This is a genomic window from Bradyrhizobium sp. P3_C3, from assembly GCF_056402655.1.
Genome location: NZ_JBFUGY010000088.1, coordinates 1 through 12,197, shown reverse-complemented (window position 1 = coordinate 12,197; position 12,197 = coordinate 1). Strand labels below are relative to the sequence as shown.

At 57.2% G+C, this 12,197-nt stretch carries 12 protein-coding genes; 6 read left to right on the top strand and 6 right to left on the bottom strand.

Annotated features, from left to right (window positions below; all coding sequences use genetic code 11):
• Together AC1DW2_RS42390 and AC1DW2_RS42385 are read right to left on the bottom strand one after the other, a co-directional pair.
• Positions 1–186 (bottom strand): hypothetical protein (locus AC1DW2_RS42390; protein ID WP_477009056.1); only part of this gene is annotated, 186 nt, incomplete at its 3' end.
• Between the two features lie 102 nt (positions 187–288).
• Complete coding sequence (locus AC1DW2_RS42385; protein ID WP_038937295.1) at positions 289–576, bottom strand: LuxR C-terminal-related transcriptional regulator; 288 nt, start codon at positions 574–576, stop codon at positions 289–291.
• Positions 577–869: 293 nt separating this feature from the next.
• Between AC1DW2_RS42385 and AC1DW2_RS42380 the strand changes: the two genes are divergently transcribed.
• A complete protein-coding gene (locus AC1DW2_RS42380; protein ID WP_039147108.1) occupies positions 870–1,100 on the top strand; it encodes a DUF6894 family protein in 231 nt (76 codons plus the stop codon).
• A gap of 242 nt (positions 1,101–1,342) precedes the next feature.
• Here AC1DW2_RS42380 and AC1DW2_RS42375 read toward each other — a convergent pair whose 3' ends face one another.
• The gene (locus AC1DW2_RS42375) at positions 1,343–1,672 is read right to left on the bottom strand and encodes a hypothetical protein (protein ID WP_477009055.1); all 330 of its coding nucleotides are present in this window, start codon (positions 1,670–1,672) and stop codon (positions 1,343–1,345) included.
• A gap of 453 nt (positions 1,673–2,125) precedes the next feature.
• Complete coding sequence (locus tag AC1DW2_RS42370) at positions 2,126–2,380, bottom strand: hypothetical protein (RefSeq protein ID WP_477009057.1); 255 nt, start codon at positions 2,378–2,380, stop codon at positions 2,126–2,128.
• Positions 2,381–2,958: 578 nt separating this feature from the next.
• On the opposite strand from AC1DW2_RS42370, the gene AC1DW2_RS42365 reads away from it, so the two are divergent.
• The 3 genes from AC1DW2_RS42365 to AC1DW2_RS42355 all read left to right on the top strand — a co-directional run bounded on the left by AC1DW2_RS42365 (position 2,959) and on the right by AC1DW2_RS42355 (position 7,443).
• Entirely contained in the window at positions 2,959–3,201 is a 243-nt protein-coding gene (locus AC1DW2_RS42365) for a DUF6894 family protein (protein WP_038937291.1), read from the top strand.
• Between the two features lie 448 nt (positions 3,202–3,649).
• The gene (locus tag AC1DW2_RS42360; RefSeq protein WP_051664538.1) at positions 3,650–4,813 is read left to right on the top strand and encodes a sensor histidine kinase; all 1,164 of its coding nucleotides are present in this window, start codon (positions 3,650–3,652) and stop codon (positions 4,811–4,813) included.
• 2,399 nt (positions 4,814–7,212) lie between these two features.
• Positions 7,213–7,443 carry a DUF6894 family protein gene (locus AC1DW2_RS42355; RefSeq protein WP_038937287.1) on the top strand — a complete coding sequence of 77 codons (231 nt, stop codon included), beginning with the start codon at positions 7,213–7,215 and terminating at the stop codon, positions 7,441–7,443.
• Positions 7,444–7,505: 62 nt separating this feature from the next.
• Here AC1DW2_RS42355 and AC1DW2_RS42350 read toward each other — a convergent pair whose 3' ends face one another.
• Both AC1DW2_RS42350 and AC1DW2_RS42345 read right to left on the bottom strand, forming a co-directional pair.
• Complete coding sequence (locus AC1DW2_RS42350; RefSeq protein ID WP_075019321.1) at positions 7,506–7,724, bottom strand: hypothetical protein; 219 nt, start codon at positions 7,722–7,724, stop codon at positions 7,506–7,508.
• A gap of 69 nt (positions 7,725–7,793) precedes the next feature.
• Positions 7,794–8,024 (bottom strand): DUF6894 family protein, encoded by a 231-nt coding sequence (locus AC1DW2_RS42345; RefSeq protein ID WP_051664540.1) that lies wholly within the window; start codon positions 8,022–8,024, stop codon positions 7,794–7,796.
• Positions 8,025–9,252: 1,228 nt separating this feature from the next.
• Between AC1DW2_RS42345 and AC1DW2_RS42340 the strand changes: the two genes are divergently transcribed.
• Complete coding sequence (locus AC1DW2_RS42340; protein WP_208088233.1) at positions 9,253–9,993, top strand: TnsA endonuclease N-terminal domain-containing protein; 741 nt, start codon at positions 9,253–9,255, stop codon at positions 9,991–9,993.
• Positions 9,983–11,407: an integrase catalytic domain-containing protein gene (locus tag AC1DW2_RS42335; RefSeq protein ID WP_477009054.1), complete on the top strand. Its 1,425-nt coding sequence runs from the start codon at positions 9,983–9,985 to the stop codon at positions 11,405–11,407. Before AC1DW2_RS42340 ends, AC1DW2_RS42335 begins: the two co-directional genes overlap by 11 nt.
• Positions 11,408–12,197: the final 790 nt, after the last annotated feature.

Here is a 12,197-nt window from a genome sequence, read left to right as displayed (position 1 = left end):
CTGCGCCTGTAGCAGAGCCATTTCTGCCCGTTCCCAGCCCGCAGCGTCTTGCCCCACTGACTCGCCGGAGGCATGTCCCTCGGCCGCTCCAAAGGCGTACACGCGGTGCAGCAGCAACTCGGCGGTGTCGATCTGGCCGTTGTTCAAATTGCCGGATACCGGGGCAGCTTTCTTCAGCCTCAACATGGTGGACCTCGTTTTAGGTCACCCCCTTTGCAACCTCCCAGATCCGGCTTAACCATTCGTTAACCCTGGACCAGTGGCAGCGGCGCATCTTTGATCCTTAGGTCAATGTATCGTCTGGTGTGCGCCGACCGTTCCGACAAGAGACGTGCGCGTGGTTTCGCCTGCGAGATTTCTATGGATGCCTCGATAGCGCGGCCAGGCCGCCCTATCGCTCTGCTGCGTCGGCGATCTCGACGGGCGATTGATCTGCAATCGCGCGAGCAGCCTGGCTTTCTGCTGTGAGACTTGCTTGGCGGTGCCGCCGAGCCTCCTCGCAATCTCCTTGTCAGTCTTTTCGGCAGCCAAGCGCCTCAATAATCGCTTCTCACGCGGACTAAGCAAGTCGCGCATCGTGTGTCCCCACCGCCGACAACCTCGCGCATTTTGTAGCGCCGTTTCGCGGCACGTACATGATCAGCGCGCGACTGCCCCAAGCGTCGCCGGGAGGAGAACAACAAGAGCGGGACGCTGGGGCCGCGAGCGCGCCGCTTGCCCAGCGCACCGAAGTGAGCATGTCCCACCACCGCCTGTTCCATCTGTTCACTTGTGCACCGTAGGCGTCCCGCTTATTCGCGGGATGGTTGATCCAAATCAACGTCCTAGATGCCAGTTCGCCGCGAATTCGTTGTGGGCAGGACAGCACCATGCCGCGCTATTTCTTCCACGTCACCCACAAACGCCGCGAACTCGACCGCGAAGGCTATGAGCTACCTGACGAGCACGCCGCTTGGAAGGAAGCCACGGTAACGGCTGGGCAGATACTCCAAGGCCTCCATGGAAAGTTAACGCCCGACCGCGAATGGCGGATCGAAGTCGTGGATGAGTCCCGAAACACACTCTATGTCCTGCGTATTAATGCCGAGAAGCGAACGTAAGCCCTGGCTCAGTTGGCGGATTCATCGTGCTGTTCTAGTAAAAGAACCACAGCGCGATGATGATGAGCGATCCCAGAAACATCACCGACACCACCGCCGCTCCGAGACAACCACCACTCTGGTTCAATGCCGACCTGCCTTCACGGGAGCAAGCAGGTCGGAGACAAGGAAAACGGCGAGCGAAGCGCCGCTGATTTCAGGCCCCAAGCCGGGCTCGGTATGGCACTGCCGGTCGGGCCAGCTCATTTGCGTTCGAGCAGTTTGGTGAAGGTCAGCCCGGGATTGATCGCCAGCATATTGATGATGTCGGGCAGCGGCATCTCGGGCGCATCCACCATCACCTCGAAATGACAGCCRGGATGCGCGACGTCGAAGTCGCGCAGATGTTGCAGCCACGCCTSTTGCAGGGATTCCGGGACGTGGGCGATGGTGAGGATCTTGACGTCAGCGGGGGCATAGTCGCGSGCTTCGGCATCCTCCGGTGACRGACCTTGCTGGCGATGGACTTCAGCGCCTTGCTTCACTTTCTCCATCCAGCCATCGACCCACGCTTTGAGATCGGGAYTCTCCATAWGGTCGCCTCCGTTTCATGAARTGGTCTTCGGGRCCGGGCGCACMGAGCGAAACCAGATTGATAAGACGGGCACGCCCTTGAGCGCACCCGTCCCCTCCAACAGCGCCGGAAGCTTGGGGGCGGCCGTGGAGGCGCGACCCTAACGGATTACGCCGGGTTCTGGTTTCAAATGGGTCGGGGCGGACGTGCCACTACGGGACGCAGGGTTGCCTTCGGCAAGGCCGGCGGCGGTGGCCGTCGAAGCCATGACGTGAGCGCAGAGCTTTTCGAGCGCGCGGCACCTGCGCGAAGCTAACGCAGCGGGCCGAGCGCCTCGTCGGGGAGTGGCCCCTCTCTTAGGAACGACCGGCCAGTTGCAAGGTTTTCCCGAGCCCCCACAAGGGGGCGAACCCGTCGTGACTGGCCTCTCAGCGCACTGTCCGGCAACAGTGCGCTGGGGCCGTTTCGCCGGTCACCTGAGCATGCACTCGTATTCGCTCACTCTAGGCAGATTGCGACTGACCGAGGCCAAGGTACACAATCCGAACAAAAATCCCGATACCGGATAGGCGTACCAGCCGGACAGGAGATTTTGCAGGACGCCCTCGAGGTCGGTGTCAGCTTCATCTGTTTCGCGCCAGGCGCAACCGGCGCGCACGCCGAAGTCTTCAAGCACCATGTCGCGGTCGAGTCGGTCAGCTGGCACAATCGAGGGCGAGGAACGCATACGCTACTCCGATACGACAAAGGGCGAAGAGACGGCCCCGGCTGCGGGGGGATCAAGGGGGTAGGCCGGGGCCGCTCCGCCGGCTGTGGCAGCGAGCCAGCGACGATTCAAATATTCGGCCGCGCTCGTCGTTCCTATTGAGACCATCATTCCCAAAATGGGTACTGGCTTGTGCCCGACCTTAGGCGCTGGCCGTACTTAACCTGAATGTCTGAAGCTGACCTTTGACGGGCCTTAGCATGGTATATGCAAGCCAGCGGGGAAAGGCGCTCTATCACTCGCGCCGGCAAAAGGGAGGGTGAGCCAGTGATCAACATTGCTGAGTGCCGAGAACATGCTGACCTCTACAAGAGACTTTCTGGCGCGAGCGGCATTTCCAAGGATCGCTCCGACGTCCGTAAAAACATTGCCCGAACTTATGTGGGTTTGGCTGGTCAACTGGATAGACTGGCTTCCCTCACGAGGAACGAACAGAGGTTGGGGGTGATGGCCTGCTTCCGGCCTCAGTGGCCTAGTTTGATTTGGGGATGGCCTGCTTTACGAAAAGAACAATTTGAGGTCGGCGTCGTTCTGGTCTGATGAGACGGTATTACTTTGACATCAGAGAGGGTGACGAGATTTTCCCGGATGAGGAAGGTCTGGAGCTCTCAACCATAGAGAAGGTGCAGGAAGAGGCGGCGCGCTCGCTGGCCGATATGGCCCGAGATGCCGTCGGCACCCTAGGGACCAGTGGCCGACAGATGTCGATTGAAGTCCGGGACGACAGCGGTCCGGTGCTCCACCTCAAATTCACATTCGCGGTGGAACGGCGCAGGCATTGAGGCCGCCTCCGTTGGCGGGCTGTGTTCCTTCTGTCGGGAACCCGAGTTCTGGTTTATGGTCCCGAGATCACCGCCCAGTCCGAGGCGTCCGTCGGTGACTGAGAGTGCTTCATGCTCCCGCCCTATATGCGAGCGGAAGCATGTGTGAAAAGTGCACTCTGTACGACGATAAGATCGCCCGATATCGACGATTGTCACTCGGGATCAACGACCGGCAAACACTGGACGGAATTGCAATCCTGATCGCACAGGCGACGGAAGCGAAGGCCGCCAATCACCCCCCCGACCCGAAAGAGTAGGGCCGCCTAAGTTTGGCGGCTTCGGTCATTGACCTCTTCAGCCTGCGCCGCCGCTAACAGCGTTTTCTGAACTCGCTCGAAGCATGCCGGGCTTTCACCTAAACAAAAAAACCACGGCAGAATACTCAACATGCGCAAAGGGGCCGGCTGTGACCAATCCAAGTGAGACACGAGGGCATGAACGCCGGCTGGCGGACTTCATTCGGCAAAACCACGCCGCTATCGTCAAGGAATGGATCGATTTCGCGCGAACTATATCGCCGGCCAGCGACAAGATGACGAAGCTAGCTTTGCAAGATCATGTCGTGGATATTCTCGGGTTTATTGCAGACGACCTCGAATCTGCGCAGACTCCGCGAGAGAGGTTTGATAAATCGCGCGGCGTGGGCCCTCCAGAAAATCCGTTTTCCGAGAGCGCGGCTGAGGTTCATGCCGCTCTTCGCCTTGCCGATGGTTTTGACATCGACCAGATGGTTTCCGAATACCGGGCGCTTCGCGCAAGTGTTGTGAAGCAATGGGTGGCTCATCATCAAGGGCTGGCTGCAACCGATGTTGAAGACCTCACGCGATTCAATGAAGCGATTGATCAGGCTGTCACGGAGTCGGTAGCTCACTACACTAAGACGATTAATGACTCCCGCAATTTGTTCTTGGGCGTGCTGGGTCATGATTTGCGCAACCCCATAGGCGCGGTTTCGATGGGTGCTCAGTGGATGGAGCGATCCGGAATAACAGATCCGAAACAGGCAAAGGTGGTTTCGGAGATTAGGACGGCGGCCGGCCGGGCGACGCAAATTTTAAATGACTTACTCGATCTCACGCGCTCGTCCTTCGGTACTGAAATTCCAGTTGTAAAGACCAAAATCGACATGGTGGCGCTCTGTCAGGAGATTGCGGATGAGCTACGCGCCATCCACACGAATCGTGATTTTGAGGTCACGCACGACGGAGATCCTACGTGCTCGTGTGACGCTGCGCGCCTGGGGCAGGTGCTGTCGAACCTGATGGGCAACGCCATCCAATATGGCGACCGAGAGCAGCCTATCACTGTGAGGATCGCAGGCAACGACCCCGACACCGTCACAATAGCCGTGCACAACATGGGTCCACCAATCCCCCCGGACACACAAAAATTAGTATTTCAGTCTTGGATGCGCGGCCAGGACATCAGCGATGAGTCTGAGCACAGTACACATCTGGGCCTCGGTCTCTATATCGCAAAATTAATCGTCGAAGCCCACGGCGGCGAAATTTCTGTCGCCTCTAACGAACAAACGGGAACGACATTCTCCCTCCGACTTCCGCGCAGTTGAACTCGCAGGAGCAGGGCTACGCAAACTTCAAGGCTGTCCTGGGCGGAGAGACGGCCCCGGCTGCCTTAAGGGGGTAGGCCGGGGCCGCTCCGCCGGCTGTGGCAGCGAGCCAGCGACGATTCCAACATTCGCGCACCCTTGTGTTCCCTTTGAGTCCTTGTCCCGCAAGAAAAGGGCCCCAGCTCAAATGGGGGATGAGCCGGGGCCTAGAGGTTACCCTCGACGAGCCTCGAGGGCGTCGGGAATACTTGGCAAGGTCCATGATGTTCCTAGCTCGCTGAAACTCCCCCGCCAAAGAACGTCAACGGTGCAGTGAGCTGCGCCTCGCGCTCCCCCGAGTAACAACCTCCTGCGACGAATTAGGACACTCGATTTTGGACGTTTGGTGATTCTAATTTTGGGATGCCGGAGCTGGCATTTCATCACGAACAATTATTGCGCCGGCAGGGGCCGCCATAGCGCGGCCCCTATCATTTGGATAGAATGAACAGCTAGCCGAGCGCGCCACTCACCGCGTGCTGAGGCTCTCAGAGGCTCCACCTTGCCAGCCCCGGACTGGAGCCTTTTGTTTGGGCCGCCGACTGAGGCGGCCTTAGTGCCTGCTGATTGGCTCAAATCTATCGAGCCTCGTTGCGCCTTCCCAAAGCTCTACCGCGCGCCCGTCTACAAGCAATTTGGCACGTTCCCGAGCTTCCGCCTCGTCCTCCACCACAATATCAACGCGGAACGTTATGTGCCCCGCGCCATCGATTATATATGCCCGAAACTCTCGCATGATCCCGCTCTAAAACACCCCCAAGCAGGAACGAATTTAGAGCCGATCTAAAATCACGTCACTATCGAAATTAGGCCACTGCAAATTTCAAATTACACCACTGAGGTCGGAAACAGGCCAGCGGCGCTAGCCCGAGACAAAACCGGTCTAGCTTTCTTACGCGCAGCAGGGAAGGACAAGCGCGCCTGGAAAACTTGCCGTCGCCCTAATCCTTCCAGATCTCCTCACCGCATGGTGCACAGCGGTAAACCATCACTGCTCGGTCGCGCTTTACGTCCAGAACCGACGTGATGTAACGCGCGGGGAGCTTGCATTTAGGACATGGCGGTCCGAGTTGAGGTGCCCGCGACGATGAAAGCTCGGGGTCGCTCATGACTCTCACCCCCTCGAAGTTGCAGGTTCCTAAGTGCTACAGTGAACATTTGTTCCAACGGGAAAAATGGGCAATCGAATCGAACCAGCGTTCACTTTTGAACGGAGGCCGCCATGGACGTGGTCGAGCGCTTCTTCATCGGACTAGCGATCATGGGTGGTGCAGGTTTGTTGGCGTCGTTCGGCGCACTCCTTTTTATGTAGTTAGACCTGACACTCCGGTTCAAAACGTGACTTGCTTCGTCCAAAAACAGAACGGCAGCATCCCGCTGGTGAGGCGACGAATAATCACCCCTGCGAATAGCCGATACGAAATGAGCTAGCACAGCCAAGCAGGCGCCCCTTACAGGGATGCCCACATACCAGAGATACACCTTTGGCCTGATGACGGGAGAAGTCTCTGATCCAGCCGGGCTCGTTCGTCATCTCCAGCTTCATGTCGCCTTCTCGGCGGTGGCTCCGTTCAGGAACGCGGGCCCGGACGTGGCTTGTCGGCCACACGTCCGACTAAACCGAGACGGTTTGTCGGGATTCGGACAGACGAGCCAGCGCCATTTATTCAGCCTGTCAGCCATTGAAGTGGTGTGATCGGCGGATCAGCCCGGCGGTCTCCTCCAAGGGCCGCCGGGTTTTTCCGGTTTGCCAGTGGCCAGGGGCTGACGCCGCTGCGTGAGTGGAGGCAAGTGGCTTGGATAGGAACGTTGGGCTAATTCCCCGATTGAACAGCAAAGGGGAGGACATCATGGTCCGTGACCTTTTGCTCCTGCTCGCCGTTTCAATCGTGTTGAGCGTATTTATCTGGAGCATCTTCGGAAATTGGAAAACAAGGCCTGGGCATCCGCGAGGTGAAGCATCACATTCTTTGAATGCCGCTGCGGATCTTTTCGACTGAGGTCTGAGTTCATTTGTATACGAGGACCGAACGCTGACGCGTCCGTCGCCCGGCGCCCACTTCAGCGCGGGCAGGCCCTTAAATCTCCTGCGCGCACTCTCGTGCGCCCAGCACGTTCTGCATAGGGTCAGCGGAGGATGGCCGTTCCCTCGAAGAACGAATGGCGAGCAGGCCGCCAAACTCAAAAAGCACAGCCAGTTACCCGCCGGGCCGGAACGTGAAGCCCTGCTGAAGCGAGCACGCACCGCCGAGACCGGTGCGCACTTGAGTGATTGGCTGACCTCTTCCGCGATGCGGCAACCAGACCCAAGCCGCGTCGACCGCTAGGAACGCGAACCTGCCGTTAAGCATTTTTCGGGCATGCCAAGATACTTCTTCCACATCATCCACGAACGCACCGAGATCGATGACGTGGGAGAGGAGCTTCGGGACAAGCACGCCGCGTGGAAGGAGGCCACAGTCACGGCCGGGCAGATGCTTCAGGGCATAGACGGAAAGCTGAAGCCGGGGCGCGATTGGCGTATGGAAGTGACGGACGAGTTTCAGAACACGATCTACGTCCTGCACATCCAAGCTGAGAAGCCAAAGTGAACGCTGACAAGAGCGAAGACATCCAACGCGAGGATGAAAGCGCGGCAGGTTGTCCAAGACGATCAGACGGTGCGCCAAACTAACGCACTCAAAATCAGACCTTTCCCATCCGGCTGATTGATCAGCATCTGCTTCACGCGCTCGGCTTCCGTCATGGTAAGGTTTGCCGCCAAGTCGGTCCCGATCAGAGCAGGTCCCTTACGTTCTCGATCATAAACCATCCAGCCGTTTCCACCCTGCCGAATAAGAAATCTCGACTGTGAAGATGCACGCTCATTCATGGTGGTCCACCAGCGCCTTAGATCTGTCGATCACGTACGGTTAGGCAGCCCTTCGTCTGCGGGACAGCCTCAAAGCTCTTCAAGCACAACAGTAGCGGAGGCGCGCAAGATAGGGCCGTGAGGATCTCGCACTTCGATAGCGAGCCGACCCATCAGAGAACGAGGCGCGCCATCCAACACCGATTGGCCCAATGCCTCAAGCGCCAGCCTTCTGGCAGCATCAACGTCCGGGAGATCGATGCCGTCATCGTCGATTTCGATACTGGTGTTGCTGTGATGGTCGAAGAAGTACTTGGGCATGGAGCATCAACCTGTCCGTAAAAGCCCAGTTCCTATTTTTCCCGACCATCGTCCTGTCCGTTCGGCCAGCAATAGGGTTTTTGTAAATTGCATTTCCCGTATCAGATCGGGAAAAAATGGCATTAGCAGGAACGTTCAAGAAGCTGGCTGAGTTGAAAGTCATGCGCCTCGCGTTCAAGTTTAATGTGCGCGGCGCGCGGCGCAGCTAAACGCACTCCAGTTCATGAATCTAGCAGACGCTAAGAAGACGATGGAGGTTGGCGAAAATCCTACAACGAACATCGCCGGCCGTAACGATTGGCGATGACCGTCGATCATGCTGCTGAATCATGATTGCACAACCAAGCCATCGTTGTGAGAGGACCCAAAACTCTTCCGGTGGTTCCAAAGAGCGGTATCAGTCTAAATCAATCTGGGGCTCTATTCGATCGCCGCTCTGCGCGATGCTTGCCCGATTAAAAACTTCGACCGGAGTCTACGGGATCAGTCTTCTCTGACTGAGGCTGTCGATGCGGTAAGTCTGCGAAGGCCTGTTCGCCGTTTTAAGACGGATCGAAAAACTCGAGAATGCGTCGGCCTCAACGAACAACAGGAGTTGCAGATGAAGGTTTCGAGAAGTCGGATGGAAGAATCTTTGGAGCTGCGAAACGCTGCTTGCAGCATCTTGGAGCGTTTCGGCGCAGACATAATGATCCCTGACTCGAGCGGAAATTGCCATCGGTGCAAGGTAGTGAAGATCAATGGCTTGGAAATCATGCGCAGCCGGCCCTTTGGGGGTGAGTGGCAGCTCGACGTTTGGCGAGACAGAAAGGTCTTCAGCATTTCATGGACCGATTCCGGCCCCCTCTATGTTGCCGCGTTTTCCTCGGGTGATTGGCCGGGGCTCCTCTCCAAAACTGCTATCGAGTTCGGATGGAGACCGGCAATCAAGCTCCCTTCCGACGGATCTAACGAATTGCCCCTTGTTACTGGGATATCTATCGGTCGCAAGTGGGGCGGCGGGAAAACGCACTGAGCTCCAGCTCCCAATGCTTGGCAGATCGGCAAGCAAGAAAGGGGACATGCGAATGAGGGCTTTAAATTCGCGGGAAGCAGACTGGCTCCGCTCAATTGAGCAACGGTTGCTTGCCCAATCCTCCGACAACTGAGCTCAGCGGCAGGTTCCAGCTTCTAAAATGGTGACGCCACGCGCCGATGTGCCGCCGCGGGTAAAACAGGCGGAGGGCAAATGATCGAGAATTCCGAGTACGACGATATTGAGTTCGGCGTCGATGTACGCGAGATTCGCCGACGCGATGGGGGCCCCATGAGAGATGTAGTTCGCCTCCATCCTAATCTCGAAACGCGAATGTTTCCGTCGTGGAAGTCGCGCTGCCCAATTTACACGACGCTCAAGCTTGAGCGCCAGTACGTGACAGTCTTTGAGGTTGATGGGGCTGTTGAGTCCTATCGATCACAGCCGCTGACGCTGAAGTTTGCTCTAGACGGTCAGCCAGTCGAGTATACGCCCGACTTCGAGCTGAGGATTGCTCCCTGGAATGTTCGCGTAGAGACGAAGCCGAAGAAATTACTCCTTAGGAATCCGCAGCTCGCAAAAAAGCTTTTGGTGGTCAAGCGGCTCTACCAGTCCAGGGGGATTCCATTCTGGGTTTTGGATAAGGACAGGCTCCCGTCGTCAGATTGGATGGAGTCGGCTGCCGAGATCTCGCGCCTGGGTAAGACGGAGATTGATCCGCTCGATGAATATCGGGTTCTCACTGCGCTTCGCAGATACGGCGAATTGCCACTCGGAGCCTGCGCTGCTCTCGTGCAATCTCACGCTGCACCCATAAATGGGGTTCTGTCGATAATACTGCGATCGCGCCGGATCGAGGCGGAGATGAGCGGTACTGTGGACGAAACAACCCTCATTCGTCTGCGGCGGCTGTCGTCGTCCCCATTGCTCGCAGCACGCAATCATGATTCCTGAACTCGACCCCGACTCAGAGCTGCCATTCCCGAAATTTCAGAAGGGGCAGACAACTCTGGAGATTCGTGGGCGTGTCCATGCCATCGTTGGGCTTACCAAGGGCAAGCCGCGGCGTCTTTTGGTGCAGGATGAAGAGACTGGCGAGCCGGACGCGTTATCTTCCGAGCAATTCTGGCAGCTATACCACGACGACGAGCTCGCAATTGACGATMACGCCTTCGACGAGCTCCCAGAGCGGTTCCGATCCGCCCTCGACCATGTGGAGCCAACGGTCACTCGCGATGGTTGGCCCGCGTTTCGGCGCTTCAAATATCTCATCGCAGCTGATCGCGCTGGCGCTTCCAAAACCAATGAAGGCTTACAGCCCGTCGTCGATCGCGTGGCCGAGGAAATCGGGGATTTAGAGCGTCCAGCTCCAAAGACACTCGCGACGTGGATGCGAACGCGTGGAGCGCCTGGGCACAGGTTTGCCCGTCTTATGAGGGATCATGATGAGTTGAAGGGTCGCACCGACTGGCTCGAGGAAGAGGAAAATCTGATCACCGAAGAGACGATTGAGCTTTATTATAAGAACAATCGCCAGCTGCGGCCGAATGAGATCATCGAGGCAATAGGCGGCGAGATCGCGAAGCGCAACAAGACGCTTCGAACCGCATTGCAGATGGAAGATGCAACCTACAACGCATTGGACAAAGACGAACGGAGGAAGCTCGGCTTCCTCATCGAGCCCCATCCGACCACAATCTCTCGACGTATCGATCGGCACAAAGGCTACGAAACGAAAAAGAAGCGCGATGGGAAAAATGCCGGCGATGGGCAGTATATCGGTGTCGATAAGCCGCCTCCGATTGCAAAACATGCAAATCACGTCTGGTATATTGATCACACACGCCTAGACGGCCATTTGGCCTACAATGGCAAGACTAAACTTCCGATGGGCAGGCCGTGGCTTACGGTGGTTGTCGACGCCTACAGCCGGCTGATCGTCGGGTTCTACATCGGATACATACCACCATCGATACACTCCGTGGCCTTGGCGTTGAAAAACGCGATCAAGTCGAAGAGCTACGTTCGAAAAAAGTATCCCTCCATCGATCGCTTACGGCTCTCATTCGGATTGCCCGACGTTGTGGTCGTTGACCGTGCGCTTGAGTTCACCGGTCGCTCATTTGAACTAGCATGCGCTCAATTGGCAATCGAAGTTGTTTGGTGCCCGAGGAGAACTCCCCAATGGAAAGGGATTATCGAGAGGGCCATTCGCACGGTTAACACCAATTTCGTGGAGCTGCTTCCTGGCTCAACAAAGGGCGACGCACGGAAGCTAACGAAGCAAGAGCGCGACCCTTCTGCGGAGGCAGAGATTTCCTGTGAGGAGCTCCGATACAACTTCCACAAATGGGTGATTGCCGTCTAAATACAAAGGTGAAGACCAGAGAGCCCAAATATCTGCACGACACAATTTCAATAACCGAGGCCTGCAAGAGGTATCGGCTGTATGGGCTGAACTATAGGCGCGTCGACGTTCTCAGAATTGCGGAGGCGTACATATCGGAAGAGGCCGCGGCTGAGTTCCTTAGTACTTTCCCAGGACGCGTTGGGCGGCGTGTGTCGCGTCTGGGTGTGCGGCCCATCTTAATTTTAGAGAAGAGTGGCGCTGTGTTCTATGATCGCCACGAGATCTTTCGAAAGTGCGAGTGCGTCTTTGCTAGGCTGGAAGCATCGCGGGCCGGCATCAGTGTGCCATCGTGGCGACGGCGTGTCCCGGTTGGTCGTAGAGAACGTAGAAACGGACGATGATACGGCGATGGTAAAGGCCGCATGCCCGGGGTTCGGCAAAACCGAGGCGCCGCGATGCTTCCTCTATAGAGTTTTAGCAACCGAACCCGCCTCGGACGCGACGGCGTGGCCCGACGATTGTGGCCGACCGAATGACTCGGCTTATATGATGCTTATGATCAAATGGCTCGCCTTTTTCGCGAACTAGACTCGCAAAGAATGGAGCCGAAACCGAGAGTTCGTCGCATTTACTGTGGGTTACCTTAGCAGCTTTGACTCAGGTTCTCGGCAGTTGGACAGCCGAAACGAAGCGCGCCCGGTTTTCACCGGGCGCGCTGTCGTGTCTTTCGTCTTTCACCTCGCCCCGCTTGCGGGGAGAGGTCGGATTGCATCGAAGATGCAATCCGGGTGAGGGGGAGTGAGGGGGA